General features: G+C 64.7%; 20 protein-coding genes. 7 read left to right on the top strand and 13 right to left on the bottom strand.

Going from position 1 to position 19,555, the window contains the following annotated elements; genetic code table 11:
• Window positions 1-133: oxidoreductase C-terminal domain-containing protein (locus tag K3A84_RS00005; protein ID WP_318248280.1), on the top strand; the 133-nt coding region annotated here is incomplete at its 5' end.
• 606 nt (window positions 134-739) lie between these two features.
• Here K3A84_RS00005 and K3A84_RS00010 read toward each other — a convergent pair.
• The 6 genes from K3A84_RS00010 to K3A84_RS00035 form a co-directional block, all read right to left on the bottom strand.
• Window positions 740-1,660, bottom strand: a complete 921-nt coding sequence (locus K3A84_RS00010) for a LysR family transcriptional regulator (RefSeq protein ID WP_225007009.1) — start codon at window positions 1,658-1,660, stop codon at window positions 740-742.
• A gap of 177 nt (window positions 1,661-1,837) precedes the next feature.
• Window positions 1,838-2,302, bottom strand: coding sequence for a nuclear transport factor 2 family protein (locus K3A84_RS00015; protein WP_225007010.1), 465 nt, complete (start codon window positions 2,300-2,302; stop codon window positions 1,838-1,840).
• Between the two features lie 71 nt (window positions 2,303-2,373).
• Window positions 2,374-2,922, bottom strand: a complete 549-nt coding sequence (locus K3A84_RS00020) for a carboxymuconolactone decarboxylase family protein (RefSeq protein ID WP_225007011.1) — start codon at window positions 2,920-2,922, stop codon at window positions 2,374-2,376.
• Window positions 2,923-3,044: 122 nt separating this feature from the next.
• Window positions 3,045-5,066: a 2Fe-2S iron-sulfur cluster-binding protein gene (locus K3A84_RS00025; protein ID WP_225007012.1), complete on the bottom strand. Its 2,022-nt coding sequence runs from the start codon at window positions 5,064-5,066 to the stop codon at window positions 3,045-3,047.
• Window positions 5,067-5,144: 78 nt separating this feature from the next.
• Window positions 5,145-5,765, bottom strand: a complete 621-nt coding sequence (locus tag K3A84_RS00030) for a glutathione S-transferase family protein (protein WP_225007013.1) — start codon at window positions 5,763-5,765, stop codon at window positions 5,145-5,147.
• A 96-nt stretch (window positions 5,766-5,861) separates the two neighbouring features.
• Window positions 5,862-6,782 (bottom strand): AraC family transcriptional regulator, encoded by a 921-nt coding sequence (locus tag K3A84_RS00035; RefSeq protein WP_225007014.1) that lies wholly within the window; start codon window positions 6,780-6,782, stop codon window positions 5,862-5,864.
• Window positions 6,783-6,912: 130 nt separating this feature from the next.
• Between K3A84_RS00035 and K3A84_RS00040 the strand changes: the two genes are divergently transcribed.
• A complete protein-coding gene (locus K3A84_RS00040; protein WP_225007015.1) occupies window positions 6,913-7,656 on the top strand; it encodes an SDR family NAD(P)-dependent oxidoreductase in 744 nt (247 codons plus the stop codon).
• A gap of 15 nt (window positions 7,657-7,671) precedes the next feature.
• Window positions 7,672-8,154: a nuclear transport factor 2 family protein gene (locus K3A84_RS00045; protein WP_225007016.1), complete on the top strand. Its 483-nt coding sequence runs from the start codon at window positions 7,672-7,674 to the stop codon at window positions 8,152-8,154.
• Window positions 8,155-8,214: 60 nt separating this feature from the next.
• Here K3A84_RS00045 and K3A84_RS00050 read toward each other — a convergent pair whose 3' ends face one another.
• Complete coding sequence (locus tag K3A84_RS00050) at window positions 8,215-9,078, bottom strand: oxidoreductase (RefSeq protein ID WP_225007017.1); 864 nt, start codon at window positions 9,076-9,078, stop codon at window positions 8,215-8,217.
• A gap of 66 nt (window positions 9,079-9,144) precedes the next feature.
• Window positions 9,145-10,152 (bottom strand): zinc-dependent alcohol dehydrogenase family protein, encoded by a 1,008-nt coding sequence (locus K3A84_RS00055; protein WP_225007018.1) that lies wholly within the window; start codon window positions 10,150-10,152, stop codon window positions 9,145-9,147.
• 100 nt (window positions 10,153-10,252) lie between these two features.
• Here K3A84_RS00055 and K3A84_RS00060 point away from each other — a divergent pair, with 100 nt between their 5' ends.
• Complete coding sequence (locus tag K3A84_RS00060) at window positions 10,253-11,131, top strand: LysR family transcriptional regulator (protein ID WP_225007019.1); 879 nt, start codon at window positions 10,253-10,255, stop codon at window positions 11,129-11,131.
• Between the two features lie 98 nt (window positions 11,132-11,229).
• Here K3A84_RS00060 and K3A84_RS00065 read toward each other — a convergent pair whose 3' ends face one another.
• Complete coding sequence (locus tag K3A84_RS00065) at window positions 11,230-11,985, bottom strand: SDR family oxidoreductase (RefSeq protein ID WP_225007020.1); 756 nt, start codon at window positions 11,983-11,985, stop codon at window positions 11,230-11,232.
• Entirely contained in the window at window positions 11,982-12,728 is a 747-nt protein-coding gene (locus tag K3A84_RS00070; protein WP_225007021.1) for an SDR family NAD(P)-dependent oxidoreductase, read from the bottom strand. Before K3A84_RS00070 ends, K3A84_RS00065 begins: the two co-directional genes overlap by 4 nt.
• A 166-nt stretch (window positions 12,729-12,894) precedes the next feature.
• Here K3A84_RS00070 and K3A84_RS00075 point away from each other — a divergent pair, with 166 nt between their 5' ends.
• Window positions 12,895-14,016, top strand: a complete 1,122-nt coding sequence (locus K3A84_RS00075) for a hypothetical protein (protein WP_225007022.1) — start codon at window positions 12,895-12,897, stop codon at window positions 14,014-14,016.
• Window positions 14,017-14,126: 110 nt separating this feature from the next.
• Here K3A84_RS00075 and K3A84_RS00080 read toward each other — a convergent pair whose 3' ends face one another.
• Window positions 14,127-14,912, bottom strand: coding sequence for a glutathione S-transferase family protein (locus tag K3A84_RS00080; RefSeq protein WP_225007023.1), 786 nt, complete (start codon window positions 14,910-14,912; stop codon window positions 14,127-14,129).
• 12 nt (window positions 14,913-14,924) lie between these two features.
• Window positions 14,925-15,977: an NAD-dependent epimerase/dehydratase family protein gene (locus K3A84_RS00085; protein WP_225007024.1), complete on the bottom strand. Its 1,053-nt coding sequence runs from the start codon at window positions 15,975-15,977 to the stop codon at window positions 14,925-14,927.
• Window positions 15,978-16,113: 136 nt separating this feature from the next.
• Here K3A84_RS00085 and K3A84_RS00090 point away from each other — a divergent pair, with 136 nt between their 5' ends.
• The gene (locus K3A84_RS00090) at window positions 16,114-17,298 is read left to right on the top strand and encodes a hypothetical protein (protein ID WP_225007025.1); all 1,185 of its coding nucleotides are present in this window, start codon (window positions 16,114-16,116) and stop codon (window positions 17,296-17,298) included.
• A 75-nt stretch (window positions 17,299-17,373) separates the two neighbouring features.
• Here K3A84_RS00090 and K3A84_RS00095 read toward each other — a convergent pair whose 3' ends face one another.
• The gene (locus tag K3A84_RS00095; RefSeq protein WP_225007026.1) at window positions 17,374-18,117 is read right to left on the bottom strand and encodes a helix-turn-helix transcriptional regulator; all 744 of its coding nucleotides are present in this window, start codon (window positions 18,115-18,117) and stop codon (window positions 17,374-17,376) included.
• Between the two features lie 426 nt (window positions 18,118-18,543).
• Between K3A84_RS00095 and K3A84_RS00100 the strand changes: the two genes are divergently transcribed.
• Window positions 18,544-19,536, top strand: a complete 993-nt coding sequence (locus K3A84_RS00100) for a phosphotransferase family protein (RefSeq protein WP_225007027.1) — start codon at window positions 18,544-18,546, stop codon at window positions 19,534-19,536.
• Window positions 19,537-19,555 lie beyond the last annotated feature (19 nt).

The following is a 19,555-nucleotide window of genomic DNA, read 5'->3' on the forward strand; positions in this document are numbered from 1 at the left end:
GGTCATCGCGCTCGACTGCGTCAACATGGTCAAGGACTATGTGCAGGGCAAGAAGCTGGTCGAAACCCGCGCGCAAGTCCCGCCCGAAAAGCTCGCCGATGCAGGCGTGCCGCTCAAGGAAATGGTGGCGTAGAAGGAGCAGGTGAGAATTGCGCAGGGGCACACCGGCAGGCAGTACGAGGCCTGCCTTTAGCTGCAATGATAGTGCCAAAGGGCAGTGTAAAAGGATCGAATCTGCGGCAGTGCGGCAGATGAGGGGAGCGATTTGGGTTTTCCCAGCATCGTAAGCCAGCCAATTCGTTGCGGTATTTCCGCTTCCCGCTCGGGCTTCCGAACTGATCCTAGCCTATGCTCATGGCGGAAATACCGCGCCGGCGGATATAAAGAAAGCGCAGTTTTCGAGAAAATATATATATTTTTTTAATAATTTCACATCAAAATCGATATTTAAATTCGTATAATATGAGATTTTTACATAAAAATTAGAATCACCGGGAGTAAATTTATAATTTATATGTTACTGAATATTGTCGAATATATTATAATATATCAATATATTTATATATAATTATAGTTTTTGGTTGGTCATCATCGTCTAGATTGGGCTATGATGGGCCCATGAATACCTCCTGGTGCAGTATTGCATCACCATCGTACATGGCTTTCTCGCGGAGAAACATTTCGGGTTTGGCACGTGAAACCCTCGGGTCGACTTTGCCGAACCATATGAAGCAGCCTCTTATTTCGCCCCCATGGCCTGATCGGCTGCACCGGGCTGCAGCCGACTGGATCGAAGCTTCGCGACTGCCAGATCGATGAACGCCCTGACCTTTGCAGGAGCATGCTGGCCTTCGGGATGAAGCACGTGGATCGGAAATGCAGGTGGCTCATGGCTTTCGAGCACGACCTGCAATCTCCCATCTGCCAGGGCGGCACCCACCTGATAGTCTAGCACGCGGGTCAGGCCCCAGTCGCTGATGGCGGCATTGATGGCGGCATCGTTCGTGTTGCACAACAGTGCCGGTTCGGTGCGGATGCGCAGGTCGCCTGCGAATTGCCATTCGGGTGAGGCCCAGGCCGCAGTGGAAGCGGCGATGCGGAAGCGCTTCAGGTCTTCGGGACCGGAAGGCATGCCGTGGTGCTGGAAGTGGCCCGGAGCGCCGACCACCACCATTCGCGTGGTGCCGACCCGCGTGGCCACCATCGCGGAGTCCGCGAGGTGGCCTATCCTCACGGCAAGATCGACGCCTTCTTCGATCAGGTTGACGGGACGGTCGACGAAAAGGGTCCGACCCAGCACCTGGGGGTAACGGTCGAGATATTCGGTCAGGATCGGCAGCAGGTACATCCGCCCGAACATGGCTGGCGCGGTCACGGTCAGCGTGCCCGAAGGCGTGGCGTAAGCACCAGCGGCGACGGCTTCGGCCTCGTCGATGTCGGCAAGGATCCTCTGGCAATCGGCAAAGTAGCGTTCGCCCGGCTCGGTAAGCTTGACTGACCGGGTCGAGCGCAGCAGCAGCCTGGTGCCGATATGCTCTTCGAGCGTTGCCACGGCGCGGGTGACGGCCGGGGCGCTCATGTGCAGGCGTCGGGCTGCTTCGGCGAAGCTTGCGTACCGGGCGACTTCGGCGAAGATGCGCATCGATTGCCAGCGATCCACCGTGACCTCCTTGGAGACAGGCGCGTCAAAGCACCCGGGCGAGCGTTTCGGGCAAGGCAAGGCCCTGATGGTCGAGCGATGCACCGAGATAGTCGGGCCGCGGCGCAGCCCCGCGTCAGCGTCGGGCGAAGCCTAGCCGTTGGGCAATGGCTTGGCAAAGGCGCGCCGCGATAAGCATCAGAAACCGAAGTCGCTAAGGCCCGGACTATCGTCCGGGCGGCGACCGAGCGGCCAGTGGAACTTGCGATCCTGTTCGCGAATGGGGTGCTCGTTGATGCTGCAGTGGCGGACTTGCATCAGGCCATCTTCGGCAAACTCCCAGTTCTCGTTGCCATAGGCACGAAACCACTGGCCGCTGTCGTCGTGGTATTCGTATGCATAGCGGACCGCGATGCGATTGGCGGTGAAGGCCCAGAGTTCCTTGATCAGGCGGTACTCCAGTTCGCGGTCCCACTTGCGGCGCAGGAACACTTCCACCTGATCGCGCCCGGTGAGGAACTCGGCGCGGTTACGCCAGCGGGTGTCCGCGCTGTAGGCCAGCGCCACGCGGGCGGGCTCGCGGCTGTTCCAGCCATCCTCGGCAAGGCGAACCTTCTCGATGGCGCTGGTTTCGTCGAAAGGGGGGAGAGGGGGACGGGACATGGCACGATCCTTTCAGGACGGGATCAGGGGCAGGGCCGGGCAGCGCGGTCACCGCGCTGCCGGCAGGGACATCACGCGGCAAGCGGCAGCGTTTGCGGGAAATCGAGCGGGGTATCGAACGCCAGATTGACGTAGTTCGTCAGCGTATTGAGCGCGATGTGCGCCACGATCTCGACCAGTTCCGCATCGTTCAGCCCGGCCGCGCGGGCCTCTGCGACCGTGGTTGCATCGATCGCACCGCCTGCGGTGGCGAGCGCGACAGCGAAGCGCAGTGCGGCATCGGCCCTGGCATCGCCGGAGCGCCCGCTGCGCGCCTTGAGGATCTCTTCCTCCGCCAGCTTCGCAACGTTGCGACCGATGAAGCTGTGGGCGGCAAGGCAATAGTCGCAGCCGTTCACTTCGGCCATGGCCAGGGCGATGCGTTCGCGCAAGGGCGGGGCGAGCGCACCCTTTGCGAGCGCGCCGCTGAGGCCGAGATAGCCGTCGAATGCCGACGGGCTGGTAGCAAACACCCTAAAGATGTTGGGGATGCGGCCCATCTGCTTCTGAATGGCGGCAAGCTGGGGGCGCGACGCTTCGGGCGCGTCCTCGATGGTGGCGGGAATTGCAAGTCGGGACATGGGCATTCTCCAGTGGGGGGTGAGCGCTTTGCTCGTTGCAGTATCTGAACCTTGACGGCCGCCTGCGGAACGTTCGAACCGCGCACGACATCGTTGCGCCTCAGGCAATGAAGCGGTTTGTCTCACGCCTCGATCCGGACGGGGTCGGACCCTTCGGCCGGTGCGGCGCAGCACAACAGGACTTCGCCCTCGCCGATCGCGGCAGAGGGTGTCTTGGGGTAGGCCACGGTGCCGCCGACCAGCCTGACCTTGCACGATCCGCACGATCCGGAACGACAACCGAACGCAAGGTCCAGCCCGCGCGCCTCCGCCAGTTCGAGCAGCGATCCATCGCCCGGCGTCCACCGCGCTTCCTTCATCGATGCGTCGAACAGTACCGGCACGGCAACGCCGGAAGGAATCGCAGATAGGGTTCGGGCCTCGCCAGGATCTGGGCGGCGCTGCAACCCGGAAGGGCCGAAGGCTTCGGCATGGATGCGATGATCGGGCACATTCGCTCCGCGCAGGGCATCGTACACCGCCTGCATGAAGCCACCGGGGCCGCAGAGGTAGAAATCGTGATCGCCGAAGGGCAGGACGCTGGACAGAAGCGCGAGGTCGATGCGCCCGGCAACGTCGTAGTCGCGGCCCGCCTCGGCACCGCTTGGATCACCCAGCACGCGAACGCTCCGCACCTTGTCGGCAAGATCGGCCAGTTCGGCAGCGAAGGGGCGGTCTGCGGCCGATCGGGCGGACTGGAGCAGTACGACCGGGCGGGCAGGCACGCCATCCTGGCCTTCGTTCATCAGGTGCCGCAGCATCGACACCATCGGCGTGATGCCGACGCCAGCACCGATCAGCACCGCGAGCCGGGGGTGTTGCGGATCGATGTGGAAGCCCCCCGCAGGTGGGCGCGCCTCGATAACATCACCTTCACGCAGGTGATCGTGAAGGTGCGACGACACCAGCCCGTCCCGCTTCACGCTGATCCGGTAGAGGGGATCTGCAGGTGCCGAGGACAGCGTGTAGGTTCGCACCAGCGGCTGTTCCGTTCCCGGCACGAAGACCCGGATCGGCAGATGCTGGCCCGCGCGATGCTGCCAGCCGGGGTGGGGCGCCAGCGGCTGCAGATGAAACGAGCGGATAGTGGCGCTCTCCTCCACGATCCGCTCCACCCGCAATCGGTGCCATGACCCGCGCTGCCGCCATTGACCGGTGGCAAGCGCAGCGGGAGACCAGCCGTCTTCACGGAAGGACCATCGCAATGCCAGCGCGCCGGGGCGCATGACGATCTGGTCGGCCTTAAACGTCCAGAGCCGCTCCGCATCGGCGAAGGCCGCGATCTCGGGCGAATCCAGCAGGACCTGCGCCGTACCGCTCAATTGCAGCAGGTCGCCGCTCTGGAAATCGACGAAGACCAGCCCGGCTCGTCCGTTGAGCAGGATGTTGCCGAGCGTCGAGAAGAAGAGATTACCGGAGAAATCGGGGATGGTGAGCATGTCGTCCGGCCCCACCCGCACGAAGCCGGGCTTGCCGCCCCGGTGGGACACATCGACTTGCCGGTCGTTCCCGCTGCTGTCCGCATAGGACGCGACGAAGAAGGTATCGGCCGCAGCGATCATCGCACGCGCGCGCTCGTCAAGCGAAGGCACATGCTGCGCGCAGGCGGCCGAGGGGGTGCCCGGCTCGCGGCTGTAGGTGGCGTCGCGCAACTGGATGTATTGCGGACAGTTGCCGAAGCTCTGGCCCACCACCAGCGTGGGCACGTGATCCGGCGCCATGCGCACCGTGCCGTTCACGCGGTTGCGGCGGCGCGTGTGGAGTTCGATCCCCAGCAGGCCGAGTGCCGCGCCATCGGCGATGCCACCGAGGGCCGGGTCGTTGCGAAGCGGCAGCGCGCCGAGCGCAAGTTCATGGGGCGATGGCGAGGACAGAAAGCCGGGCTGGCCTTCGACCAGCGTTGCCCAGGCCGCACCATCGGGATCGACGCTGCCCAGCACGACGAAGGCAAGCTGTTGGTAGAACGTGCGATGCTGGTCGGGCATGAACGAACGGATCACGCGGGACCCCACCTCCTGCATGCGCTCGACCACGCCGACATGGGCCTGGATGGCGCGTTCGCCTTCGTGCCAGATGGGGGCCTGCGGGACCGCGTCGTCGGCCATGGCGTTCTCCTGCGGGTGTGCATTCGAGGTGGGGCGGTGGTTTGCGGCGGAGGCAGGCGGCAAACCACCGGCGCGCGATCAGGCTGCGGCGCGCAGGCCGGCAGCGGTTCGGACGAAGGGCACGAAGCCGGGCAGGCCTTCGATGCGGGCGAGAAGTCCGCGCACCTTGGGATAGGAATCGAGGTGGACATTGCCTTCGGGCGCGCTCGACAGGTAGCTGTAGAGCGCGATGTCGGCGATCGTCGGCGCGCTTGCGGCCAGCCAGTCGCGATGTTCGAGATGGCGTTCGAGGTTGCCGAGAAGGGCGTGCGTGCGTGCGATCACTTCCTCCGGGTTGTGGCGCGATCCAAATACGGTGACGAGCCGCGCCGCTGCCGGGCCATAGGCGACTTCGCCTGCGGCAACCGACAGCCAACGCTGCACCGCGGCGGCCCCGGCAGCGTCTTCGGGAAGCCAGTCGGTGCGATGATGCTTGCGCGCCAAATAGACGAGGATGGCGTTGGAATCGGCGACCACCGCACCATCGTCGTCGACCAGCACGGGCACTTGTCCCAGCGGATTGAGGGCGAGGAAGGTCGGGTGCTTGTGTTCGCCCGCCAGCAGGTCGACCTCGACCAGTTCGGCGTCGAGGCCGAGAAGGGCGACGAACAGGCGCGCGCGGTGCGAATGGCCCGACAGGGGATGGTGATACAGCTTCATCGTGATGCTCCTGAATGATGCCGGGTCCGTGGCCGGCCCGCCCGCTGCTGATGCGCTCCGCGACGCGCGCCGATAACGCGCATTCCGGACACGGCATCATTGCGTATCGCGGAACGTTGCCACCCCGGTCGGATGCGTGCCGAGTTCGCGCTTGATGCGATTGCGGTCGGTCGCCGGAGGCAGGCCGAAGAGCCGCGCATACTCGCGTGTGAACTGCGAGACGTTGTCGTAACCCACTTCACGGCCCACTGCCGCCACACCCGCGCCCGATGCAACCAGCACCGAGCGGGCGCGCAGCAGGCGCAGGTGCTTCTGGAATTGTACCGGGCTAAGCGTGGTGACAGCCTTGAACTGCCGGTGAAACGCTGAAGGGCTGAGCGATGCCGCGTGGGCCAGCTCGGCAACGGCCAGGGGCTGCGCGAAGCGCGTCCGGATCTGCTGGATGGAGCGACGGATACGGGCATAGGCACGGTCCGGCGTGGCAATCGCGCACAGGAGGGGGCCTTGCGGGCCGAGCAGCGCGCGATAGATGATCTCCCGCTCGTAGCCCGGCGCCAGCATCGGAATGTCTGCCGGGCAGCCACGCAACCGCAGCAGGCGCGCCCAGGCATCGAGCATTTCAAGGTTGACCGGCGCGTCCGGCGCGGTGCCGGGCGTTTGAGGCCGACTTTTCGCCGGTTCGGCCTCGCAAATGACCGCTTCGACGATCTGCGGATCGAGTGTCAACGAAAGCGCGAGATAAGCCCGACCGTCGGACTCCGGCGAGACCGAGCCTGCGGCAGGGCGGTCCATGCTCGTCACCAGACAGCTTCCGGGACCAAAGCGCAGCACGTCGTCGCCGATCGACAAGGTTCTGTAGCCCTGCAGGACCAGAGTGATCGTCGCCTCATGGTCGGCCGCTGGCGTCCGGTCGGGCTGCTGCCACCGCATCACTGCTAGGCGGGGTATCGCGGTCCGGGTCTGACCGTCCGGGCCATCCGAACAGAGCGCGCGCAGCACGGCGAGTCGCTCATCCATGTGCCGCCCCATCACCTGAAGCGGGCGGCCAGCGAGCAGGATCGTGCAAGTTGTTGGCAGGATTGGCTAAAGACCTGGTGAGCCAGGTCCCGCTATGCGGTCTCCATCGAACACGCCCGGAGAGACCATCATGCAGACAGTCATCGTCACAGGCGCCAGCCGCGGCATCGGCCGCGCCATTGCCAAGGCTTGCGCCACCAGGGGCATGGCAGTGATCGCGACCTATCGGACCGGAGCGGCCGATGCCGCAGCGCTCGTCGAAGAGATCGCGACCAGCGGCGGGCAAGCCGAAGCACTGTACCTCGACGTGGCACAGACGGACAGCTTCGCCGCCTTCGGCGAGCAGGTGCGAGCCGTGGCGTCGCGACGCTGGAGCGCCAGCGCGCTCGCGGGATTGGTCAACAACGCGGGCGAAGGTGGGTTCGAGCCGATCGAGACGTTCGGAGAAGACGCCTTCGACGCGCTTTATCGGGTCCACCTCAAAGGGCCATTCTTCCTGACGCAGACCCTGCTGCCCATGTTCGCGCGGGGCAGTTCGATCGTCAATATCGGCAGCGCCACCACGCGCGTCGCCAGCGTTGGCGTCGCCCCTTACGCTGCATTCAAGGGCGGCCTCGAAACGTTGACGCGATACATGGCCAAGGAGTTCGGCCCGCGCGGCATCCGAGTCAACACCGTCGCGCCCGGTGCGATCCGGACCAACCTTGCCGGAGGGATTCCTGAGGAGTTCGAAGTCATGGTCGAGCGCGAGACGGCGCTTGGCCGGGTCGGTGAAGTTGGCGACGTCGCCGGCGTCGTCGCATCGCTGCTCGGGACCGACTGGGCCTGGGTCAATGCCCAGCGGATCGAAGTGTCCGGCGGGTATTTCATCTAGAACGGAACCATGACCATGACCGACGCAACCGACATCCTGAACGTCCTCGGTCGCTACGCTCGCGCCCACGATTACCGCGATTCCGAAGCCATGGCCGCGCTCTTTGCCGACCATGCGACGATCGAGATCTTCAACGCCCGCGGCAGCACGATGACGCCGATCGGCAAGCTGGAAGGCCTCCCCGCCATTCGCGATGCCGTACGCCAGATGATGGCGCCGCACGGCGAACGGGCCTGGAGCCAGAACGTGATCAGCGCACCGATCATCGATGTGGGCGGCGATGAAGCCGTGATCGATGCGCAGTTCATGGTGTTCAGTATCGTCGCCGCGACCGAACCGGAGAACGGCTGGCCGGCGGCCACGTTCGGTGCGCAAGGTGCCATCGTGCCGATCGAGGCCGGCCAGTACCGCGCGCACCTGCGCCGGACTGCGCGTGGCTGGACGATCGCCGCGATGCGGATCGAACATCGGTTGCCGATGGTGTTTGGCCAAGGTTAGCAGGACAGCGAAGCTCAGGAAGGTGGCGAGGGTTTGGCGAGCAGTCCAGGGCATCGCGCTTCACCGCACGTCCGGCCGGTCAAAGCCGGTCGCTTCGGATGCAGCGCGCCAGGTCGCTATGTCTGCGGCAACGGCAGCCAGCTTGCCATCGATCCGGGCGAGGGCATCACGCCCGAGCGGCAGACGCAGGGGCGGCTGCTGCGCCAGAATGGCCTGCATAAGCACGGCTATGCCCCTTGCGGGATCCCCGGGCTGCGCGCCGTCGTTGGCATTGCTGAAGTCTCGCGTTGCGCCGCTGGTGCTATCGTATTCCGGCAGGCGCATGGCGCCGGTGGCGATCGAGCGGCCCAGAAATTCGGTGCGGAAGGCGCCGGGCTCGACGATGATCACCTTGATGCCGAACGGCGCGACTTCCTGGGCAAGGGCTTCTGACAGCCCTTCGACCGCGAACTTGCTCGCATTGTACAGGCCGAAACCCGCCCGCCCGGTAAAGCCCCCGACCGAGGACAGGTTGACGATGCGGCCGCCTCCCGTGCGCCGCATCAGGGGAAGCGCGGCGCGCGTCATCTCGATGACGCCGAACAGGTTGGTCTCGAACATTGGCCGGTATTCTGACGGTTGCAGTTCCTCGACTGCGCCGACAATCCCGAACCCTGCGTTGTTGACGAGAACGTCGAGCCGCCCGAACCGCGCGGCCACTTCCGCCATGGCTGCGGCGGGCGCCGCCGGATCGGTCACGTCAAGCGCAAGCGTAAGGACCGCGCCGGGAAAGCGGGCGCGCAGATATTCCAGTTGTTCGGGCCGACGTGCCGTGGCGACGACCCGGTCGCCTTGGGTCAGGGCCAGTTCGGCAAGGATACGGCCAAATCCGGAAGAGCAGCCGGTGATCAGCCAAGTTCTGCTGGCAGGAGAGGACATGGTCATCGTGGAATCTTTCGAAACGGAGGGAAAACGGGGCGTCGCCGCCCAATGGGAAAGGCGCGTGGCCGGTCAGCCGATCGACACCGCGATCTTGCCCTGTTGGCGCTTGGCCCCATTTCGCCCGAGGACTGCGTCGTAGGCTGCGTCCGTTTCCGCCAGCGAGAAGGCGCGCGGGTCAAGCCGGGGCAGCAGTCGCCCGCGCTCGGCAAGATCGGTAATCGTGGCCAGAATTTCGCCGAAATGTTCGCGGCCCTCATCAGCCAGCAGGGCGTGGAGAGTGAACACGCCCGAGTAGCTCGCTTGCTTGAACGAAAGCGGTGCCAGCGCGTGCGTGCCCCAGCCGAGGCAGCTTACCACGTGGCCGAACCGCGCCACGGCCTTGAACGAGGCGTCAAGGACGCTACCGCCCAGCGTGTCGTAGACGACGTCGAAGCCCCGCCCCGCGGTATGCTCGGCCACATAGCTTTCCACATCGCGCCTGGCGTCAATCGGCACCGCGCCAAGGCTGTGGACATAGGCGAGGTCATGGTCGAACGCGGTGGCGAACACCCTGGCGCCATGGGCCAGCGCGATCTGGACGGCTGCATGGCCCACGCCGCCGCCGCCGCCCTGGACAAGTACGGTCTGGCCCGGCGCGATTCGGGCCCGGTCGATCAAGCCTTCCCATGCCGTGATCACGACCAGCGGCAGGACGGCGGCTTCGCGCATCGAAAGGTTGGCGGGCTTGTGGGCCAGCAGCCGCGCATCGGCAGCAAGGTATTGCGCATGCGAGCCCGGCAGACCGGCAACGCCGCCGGTAAAGCCGTAGACTTCGTCTCCCGGCGCAAACGTGCTGACATCCGCGCCCACGCTTTCGACCACGCCTGCAACATCCATCCCGAGCACGGCGGGCAGAGCATGGTGGGCGTGAGGGGCCTGGCCCGCGCGGATCTTGGTGTCGAGCGGATTGGTCCCGGCGGCCACGACTCGAAGCAGCACTTCCCCGGCGCGTGGCGCGGGACGCGCGATTTCTCGGATGGTGAAAGGTCCGTCGAGCGTTTCGACGACAGCGGCGAGCATCGAACTTGTGGTGGTCATGGCAATTCTCCTCTGGATGCAAGGAGAATGGTCCGTTCAAAGTTGAACGGAAATCCAAATGACTGCATAACAGTCATGCGATTTTGTATGGACTGTGCTCATGGCAACCCTCTCGCTTGAATGGAGCGACCTTCCGGTCTTTCTCGCGATTGCAAGAGAAGGAACGCTTGGCCGTGCGGCGCGCAGCCTGGGACAATCGCAGCCGACGATGGGACGCAGGCTACGCGCGCTGGAGGACGCCATGGGGCTGACGCTATTCCAGCGCACAGCGGACGGCTTCGTTCTTACCGACGAGGGCGCAGTTATGCTTCGCCATGCTGAACGGATGGAAGCAGAGGCGCAGGCGCTGTCGCGCGAACTGGCGGGCAGCAGCGGCGGCCTCGAGGGCATGCTGCGGCTGACTTGTTCGGACTGGTTCGGCCGCATCGTGCTCGCTCCGGTGCTGGCCGAGTTCCACCGATTGCATCCCGGCGTCATCGTCGAGACGCTCACCGATCAACGGGTCTACAGTCTCGGTCGGCGCGAAGCCGACCTAGTGTTCCGGATCACCGGCTTTGACGAACCGGAAGTGATCGCGCGCAGGCTGATGACCGTGCCATATGCCGTGTACGGACAGATCGGCCGATGGTGCCCGCGCCCGGGCGATGGCGAGGCCTATCCCGTTGTCGTGATGGACACCGCCTTCGGCACCATGCCCGATGTGGGCTGGCTGTTGCAGACGCTTCCGGGAGCAAGGATCGTCGCCCGCAGCAACAGCCGGGAAATTCAGGCGGAGCTTTGCGGCTTGGGCACCGGCCTGGCGGTTCTGCCAAAACCTCTGGGGAATGCCACGCCCGGCATCGAACTGCTTGACCTCGGCGATGCTCCACCTGCGCGCGACACATGGTTGGGATATCACAGAGACCTGAAGCGCCTGCCGCGATTGCGCGCGCTGGTCGAACTCATGATCGATCGTCTCGTCACCAAGCGGGCTACTTAGATGGGCTGTGACCCTGCCCCGGATTTTCCGCAGGCCAGAGCGGGCGATCCAGCGCTTCCCGCCAACAACGATCTGTGGATGGATATTTCGGCGATCGCCTATTCCGCCAGGAATCCGCCGTCGATGACGAGCGGATGGCCGGTCATGTAGCTGGCGCGGTCGGAGGCGAGGAAAACCACGCCTTCGGCCATTTCTTCCGGCTCGGCGATGCGGTTCATGGGGTGGGCGCGCGCCTTGGTCTTGAGCGATTCTGGATCGTGGCGCTTGCTCATCATGCCGCCGAAGGTTGCGCCGGGGCACAGCGCGTTCACGCGGATGCCCTGTTCGGCATAGCGCAGCGCCGCCGCGCGGGTGAGGCCCATGACCGCGTGCTTACTGGCGACGTAGCCGGGCCCGGCAATGCCGGAGAAGGCGGCCGTCGAGGCGGTGTTGATGATGCTGCCCGCACCCTGCGGCACCATGTGGCGCAGCTGGGCGATCATGCAGATCATCACGCCGCGCACGTTCACGTCCATGGTCTTGTCGAACAGGTCGAGCCGGTCCCAGTGATCGCGCTTGTTCTCGATGTTGATCCCGGCGTTGTTGAAGGCGACGTCGAGGCGGCCCCAGCGTGCCACCAGAGCGTCGATGGCGGCATCGACTGCGCTCTGGTCGGTGACGTCGACCGCGACGGCATAGGCTTCGCCGCCTGCTTGCGCGATCATCGCGGCGGTTTCTTCCGCGCCGTTCAGGTCGGCAGCGAGCACCTTTGCGCCCTCGCGCGAGAAGGCCCTGGCGGTGGCGCGGCCTATGCCGCTGCCAGCGCCGGTGACGAAGGCGATCTTGCCCGCGAGCATTCCCGAAGGCGTGATCATGCCGCCAGCCTCCCGCCTTCGACTGCGACGGTCTGGCCGGTGACGTAGCTCGCCTGATCGGAGGCTAGGTAGCAGATGAGGTCGGCGGCTTCCTCGGGCTGGCCCAGCCGCTTCATTGGCGGGCCTGCGGCAATGTGGTCCTTGCCGCCGACCTTGAGCGCGACGCGATAGAGCATCGGGCTTTCGATCTGGCCGGGCGCGATGCCGTTGACGCGCACGCCCATGGCTGCGCCCTCGATCGCGCCCACTTTGGTCAGCCCTTCGACGGCGTGCTTGCTGGCGCAGTAGAGGCCGAGGTTGGGGCGCCCGCGAAAGGCCATGGTGGAAGAGATGTTGACGATGGCGCCGCCGCCGCCCCGCTGCATCGCCAGCATTTCATGCTTCATGCACAGCAGCAGGCCTCGGACGTTGACGTCGAAGCATTCGGCGTAGGTCTCGGCGGTATGCTCGACCAGCGGCAGCGATGCGCCATCGGTGCCGGCGTTGTTGATCGCGATGTCGAGCCGGCCGAAGCGGTCCATGGCGAAGGCGACGAGCGCGGCGATCTGGTCGGGCTTGCCGACGTCGCAAGGGGCGAACACGGCCTTGCCGCCATTGGCCTCGATCTGCGCTACCAGCGCGGCACCGACATCGGCCTTGCGGCCCGAAACGATCACGGTTGCACCGCGCTGCGCCAGCCCCACGGCCGTCGCGCGACCGATGCCCGAGAGTGCGCCGGTGACCAGCGCGATCTTGCCTTCCATGGATCCTGCCCTTTCGGTTCCGTCCTTGGAGACGATGGCTAAGGCGGCGGCGAAATATGGGCGATGGACGGGATTCCGTTGCTTTTCCACGAGGCCATTCGCGCGGAAAAGCGATCATGGCGGGGCCGCGTGCGCCCCCGACACGGGATTCCCTCGGGAGAGAACGATGCTGATCAAACACGACGATTATCCGGTCCACCAGACGGCGGAACCGCTGTCCTACATGTTCTCCAGCGAGCGCAACATGTACGCGCGCTACTGGTACAACGGGTACGATTTCGACGGTGAGTTCTACATCGGCATCGCCTTTGCCGCCTATCCCAACCGCGAAGTGATGGACGGGGCGGTCTCGATCGTGCGCAAGGACGGCACGCAGGACAGCTTCCGCGCCTCGCGCCACCTGACCGGCGATCGCACCGACCTGTTCGCCGGGCCGATGCGGCACGAGATCGTGGAACCGATGAAGACGGTGCGCGTCACCGTGGAGCCGAACGACACCGGCTTTGCGTGCGACCTGACGTTCCACGCGACCACCGTGGCGCACGAGGAACCCGCCGACCACATGAAGCAGGGCGTGCGGACGGTGGCGCAGATGAAGCGGTTCAGCCAATTCGGCCGCTGGGAAGGCTGGATCGAGGTGAACGGCAAGCGCACCGAGATCAGCCCGAAGACCACCTATGGCACCAAGGACCGTTCGTGGGGCTGGCGCTGGACCGGCGAGACCGAGAAGGGCGTTTCGCGCGACATTCCCAGCCAGTTCTTCTGGCTGTGGGCGCCGATCCACTGGGAAGACCGCTGCACCCACTGGGGCCAGCACGAATACGAGGATTCCAAGCGCTGGAAGGAATTCGCGCAGGTCTTCAAGACTTTCGACATGGGCAGCGACTTCGATACCCTGGATGAAGGACAAGTGTCGGCTGCGATCTGCGGCAATCACCGGCTCGAGTTCGCGCCCGGATCGCGCATGATCAGCCGCGCCGAGATCGACACAACCTATCCCGACGGCCGCACCGAGACGTTCGTGCTCGAACCGCTGCTGCGCTATCACATGTACGGCACCGGCTATAATCACCCCGAATGGGGCCACGGCTTCTACAAGGGCAAGGAAGCCTGGACGCTGGAAAGCTGGAACATCAACGACATCGACATCAACGCGCCGCAGTTCATGCACGTCCAGCACGTCGTGCGCGCCACCTGCGGTGACAAGGTGGGCGTGGGCGCACTGGAGCAGTACATCGTCGGCCCGCACACGCGCTACGGCATGAAGGGGTTCCTTGACCCGCTTTGACTTGCTGATGCTTGATCGAGCGTAACTTCTGGCAAAAGAAGGGCCGACCCTCCGCGGGGAGGGTCGGCCTCGAGTTTGCCCACAGGGAGGGCTGGACGCTGTAGAGAGCTTCAGCGCCCGAAGCGGGACAAATCGGTAAAGCGCACGTTCTGGCGTTCGAGGCCTTCGGTCAGTACATCGATCCCCCCGGCGCGGATCAGCCATTCGAGGCGATGGTCGCGGAACTGGCGCTTGAAGTCGCCCGCTTCGAGCAGCCCGGAATAGTGCGCCATGCCCGCGACGGAGGCAGCGGCCTCGCCAATGGTTTCGGCGACGGCGGGGCGCTGGATTACGCGTTCGAGCCAGGCATTGAGCGTCGAGCCCTCGGCGGGCGGGAAGCCGAAGATCTGCGACATGGTGACATAGGGCACGGCGGCGAGATCGGCCCAGCCGAAGCTGTCGCCGCTGAGCCAGCCGCCTGCGCCTATCTGCGCTTCGAGCCAGGATTGCATCGCGCGGGTTTCCTCGCCGGCCACCGCGCTCAGCGCATCGGCCTTTGCGGCGCCGCGCCCGAAGAAGCGGATCTCGCCAAGGCCCCAGTTGATCGCTTCGTAATGCGTGTCGCAGATTTCCTCGATCAGGCGGCAGCGCGCGCGTTCGAGCGGATCGGCAGGGCGCAGGGCGGGCGTGGGATGTGCGTCTTCGAGATATTCGAGGATCACCGTGGAATCGAACAGCGTGGTGTCGCCCACGACCAGCGCGGGGACTTCCATGCGCGGGTTGTGCGCGGAATAGCCCGTGTCCTCGCCCGAACCGAGGCCGTCGGGCACCTCGATCGAAAAGGGCAGGCTCTTCTCGCGCAGCATGATGCGCACCTTCTGCGCATAGGGCGAAAGCGGGTGGTCGTAGAGGATCATCGGCCCGTTTCCTTACATGTTCTTGAGCGTGTCGAGCTGCGCGCGGAACACGGTGCGAGCCGGACCATCGCTGGCTGCGACCCCGCCGCGTCGCTCGATCTCGGCGAGCACTTCATCGTCGGCGCTGAAGTCGTACTCGTACTTGTCGCGCCCGCCGTCGCGGAACCAGGCGAAGGAATCGGCGAGGCCTTCGGCCAGCGAGAACTTCGGTTCCCAGCCGAGGTCGCGGCGGATCTTGTCGATCGAGAAGACCATGCTGCCCCGGCTCGCTTCGAGCCAGTGGACGATCGGCGAGCGCATGTGTGCGGGCAGGTCGTCGGGCATGACGATGATCCCGGGTTCAACCCCGACGGCCTCGGCCATCAGGCGCATATAGTTGATGATGCTGGAGAACTGCTTGCCCGCGACGTTGTAGATCTGGCCGGAGGCCTGAGGCTTGCCCAGCACGGCGACCAGCGCGCGGGCGACGTCGCGGGTGTGGATGAAGTGGACCATCGCTTCGACCTTGCCTGCGATCAGCAGCGGGCGACCGAGTTCGAGGCGGCGGAACGTGCCCGGCTCGCGCGTGACGGCGGGGCTCATCGGGCCGCAGGAATGGGTGACGCGCAGGACGGTGTAGGGAAAGCCGTTTTCGGTGCGTTCGCGGGCCAGCCGTTCCTCGCACTGGACCTTGCCCGCAGCATAGGCGCCATAGAGCGCGGTGGCGGCATCGCGACCCACTTCGCCGCTTTCGTCGATGGGTTGGGCGGCTGCCATTTCATAGACCGCGACCGAGCTGGTGAAGACGAAGTGCTGCACGCGGCCGCGGAACAGCTCGATCATCGGTTCGAGGTGTTCGGGGGTATAGGCGGTGTTGTCGAATACCGCGTCGAAGTCGTCGCGCAAGGGGCCGAGCAGCGTTTCGAGCGTACCCGCATCGTGCCGTTGGCCGTGGAGGCGGCGGACGCTGGCGGGAAGGGGGGCTTCGTGGCTGTTGAGGACGGTGACCTCGTGGCCCTGTTCCACCAGTTCGTGGACGAGCTGCAACCCGATGTAGCGGTTGCCGCCCATCACCAGCACTTTCATGTCATCGCTCCCGCACTCGATTGTCCGTTGTGTGCTTCTGCGCCGGTAAACGGGGCGGGCAAAGGGACGGGATTCCGTCGGTCCTCGTCCCCGCGCGGGTGGCTAGGCTGGCTCCACAACAAGGATGGAGCGGATAATGCGGAATATCGGAAGGCATGGGATGGAGGACATCGGCCAGCTGATCGCGCTGGACGAACACCTCAACCACCAGATCGTCGATACGATGGCGACGGTGCACACTTCGGAACACAGCTGGACCGAGAAGATCTGGACCGCGCTGGTCAAGAAAGACGGCAGCCTTGCCATCGATTTCGGGCTGGGCCGCTACCACAACCGCGGCGTGATGGACGGCTGGGCGGCGGTGTCGCGGGGCACGCAACAGTGGACGGTGCGCGCGAGCCGCGAACTGCGCGACGATCCGATGCTGACTGAGGTTGGGCCGCTGGCCTATGCGATCGAGACGCCGTTCGAGCAGTTGCGCTTCACGCTGGCCGCCAACAATGAGCAGCCGATTGCCTACGACATCCAGTTCAATTCACTCTATCCGCCGTTCTTTGAAGACCGCCACCGCCAGCGCGAACCCGATGGCTTTCGCGTGGGGTCCGACGTGATCCGCTACCACCAATTTGGCGCGCCGAGCGGCTGGGTCGAAATCGAGGGCGAGCGCATCGAGATCGTGCCCGAGGAATGGTGCCAGGTGCGCGACCATTCGTGGGGCATCCGCCTCGACGTGGGCGCGCACAACCCGGACATCAAGCCCACCACCGACTTTGGCGGCGCGAGCTTCGGCAAGGACAGGTTCCTGCTGGTGTGGAGCCCGTTCCTGCTGACTGGCCCGGATGGCGAGCAGGTGGCGTACCACATCTATCACATGGCGAAGAAGGGGAGGGTCTTCTACTCGTCGGGCTATCGCAACCTGCCCGATGGCACGCAGGAGAAGATCAGCCGCGTGCGTCCCGAACTGCGCTATGACGACAAGACGCGGCGGCTGCTGGGGGGCAAGCTGCACTTCGACATGTTGCAGGGCGAAAGCCGCACGCTCGAGATCGAGGCGCTGGGGCCTTCCGGGGTCCACCTCGGGCCAGGGCTGTACCTCGGCTATGAAGGGCGCAAACACGGGATGTGGAAGGGGCCGCTCGAGGTCGAGGGTGACTACGTTGCCAATACGCTCGATGTCGAAACGCTGCGCCGCATCCACCAGCTGCGCGACTGCCCGATCCGCGTGACCGAAGGCGCGATGACCGGCCATGGCATCATGGAAACGATCATCCACGGTGCGGACGAGGAACTGGGGCTGACCGAGGCCGCGTCGATCATGTGACCGGCGTTGCAGGCGCAAACGGAAAGGGCGGCCTTGCGGGGCCGCCCTTTTTCTGTGCCTGCTGTTGCCGTCAGCTCAGTTCAGTACGCCGTTCATCCGGGCGACCAGCGCGGCGCGGTTGTGGATGCCTAGCTTTTGGTAGATGCGGCGCAGGTGGTTCTCCACGGTGCATTCCGACAGACTGGCTATCCACGCGATTTCCTTGTTCTGCTTGCCCTCACAGACCAGACGCGCGACTTCGGTTTCCCGCGCGGAGAGCGAGGCGAGCCTGGCGTCGACCGGTGCGGCCTCGGCACTGACCACGTTGAGCAGCGTACGATAACCCTTGCCGCCCGCGAGCAGGGAGGACAGCAGGTTCGAGGCGATCTTGGCCTGCAACACGTCCATGCCGAAGTTCAGCCGCTCGACCGGCAGGCTGCCGCGCTTGCGGTAGGGGTTCCGGTGCGCGCCAATCATCAGGTAGAGGCGCGGCTGGAGCTTCATCGTCGAGGCACCGACCACGTCGATGCTGTGCTGCGAAACGAACTGGAAATAGTCGCCCGCGCGGGAGCGGCTGCGTTCCAGCGCCGGATCGTTGGTGACGTGGAAGCGAGCACCGTCCATCGTTTCGAACAGGTTGGTGTCCGTGAACGGATCGACGTCGCAGATCTGCGTGCGGTAATAGCGGTCCAGCACTTCCTGATCGACGCCGAAATTGCCCAGATGAAAAATCTTCGTCTGCTTCGTCGTCTTGTCGGCGATGAACACGCACGTGCTGTCGATGTCGCAATCGCGCGCCAGCGTGTTGGCGTATTCACAGATATTGTTGCTCAATTCCATGGCAGCCTCCGGTGCGACGGGACGTTGTTCGTCCCTGTCCGCTCCTTGATCCTCTTCCTGACGGACGACGCTTTCCGCGCCTGTCCGGGCGGTTTCGCCCTTGCGCGATTGTCCTACCATCGCTGTCTTGCGATGTAAATATTCGCGGATGTTTCGAGCCGATGGCATACGGAAATCCGTCGATGTTCACCACAGAACCCGCTTGGCATGATCACATCATAGACGTCGGAAAGAGCAATAAAAATGCATTAAAACAAAATCTTGACGCGCATTTCGTGGTGTATTCCGGGCAGGTTCGACCGATCCGACAACCGGTCGTCCTGATCTAAAAACGTCTGACAATACCGTCGGTCGAAAAGGCCGGGCAGTTGGGAGTGGTATCTGGAGATCCGTACAGGGTTTCCGATGCCGGGAGAGAGGACAGCGATGTCGAAGAACGGCCATATCAAGCGCGACCTGGGTCACGTGACCGCCCGCCTCAAGGCGTGGCTTCCCGATGGCGACAAGGTCACGGGCCTGCGCGTGCTGTCGGCGGGCCATTCGAACGAGACCTTCTATATCGAGGGCCTGAACCGCGTGCTGCGGATGCCACCGTCGACCGGCGGGCTGTTACCGCCCTACGACATGCCCAAGCAGCACCGCATCCTCGCGGCGGTTGGCGCGATGCAGGACGGACCGCCGGTGCCGGCCGTGTTCGAGGTCTGCGAAGACCCTGCGGTGCTGGGCGATCCGTTCTTCATCATGGAAGCGCTCGTCGGCGAGGAATATGAATATGCTCCGCCGCAGTGGCTGCTCGATGCCAGCGAAGCGCAGCGCACCGCGATGAGCACGCGCTGGGTCGATGCCATCGCCTCGCTGCACGATCGCCCCGCGGAAGAGATGCCCGAGCGGCAAGTGTCGACGCGCGACTATGCCGAGAACTGCCTGCGCATGACGCAGGTGCCCAACGGCGATCCGCAACTGATCCGCCTGCTGGAAGACTTCGTGGCAAACCCGCTGGCGACCAGCGGTGCGCCTACGCCGGTTCATGGCGATCCCAAGATAGGCAACATGATGTGGCGGCCCGATGGCACGCTCGTCGCCATGCTCGATTGGGAAATGGCGCATCAAGGCGAGCCGTTGCACGACCTCGGTTGGGCGCTGTGCCTCTATAATCAGCCGCTCGCTTCGGCGGGGCTGGACCTGCCGGGCTGGCTTCAGCCTGAACAGATGGCCGAACGCTGGGAGGCGCGCACCGGGCGGTCTTCGGAGGGGCTCGACAAGTACATGGTGCTGGCCTTCGCCAAGATCTGCGCGATCAACACCTGGGGCATCCATCTCTACGAATCCGGCCAGACCAAGGACGAGCGCTATGCCGCCTGGGGTCGGGGGATGTCGCAGCTCCTCGAGATCCTGTTCAGGCGCGCAGACAGGATGTGATCAGCCAGACGACCGCGAC

It is taken from the genome of Novosphingobium percolationis (assembly GCF_020179425.1).
GTDB lineage: Bacteria > Pseudomonadota > Alphaproteobacteria > Sphingomonadales > Sphingomonadaceae > Novosphingobium > Novosphingobium percolationis.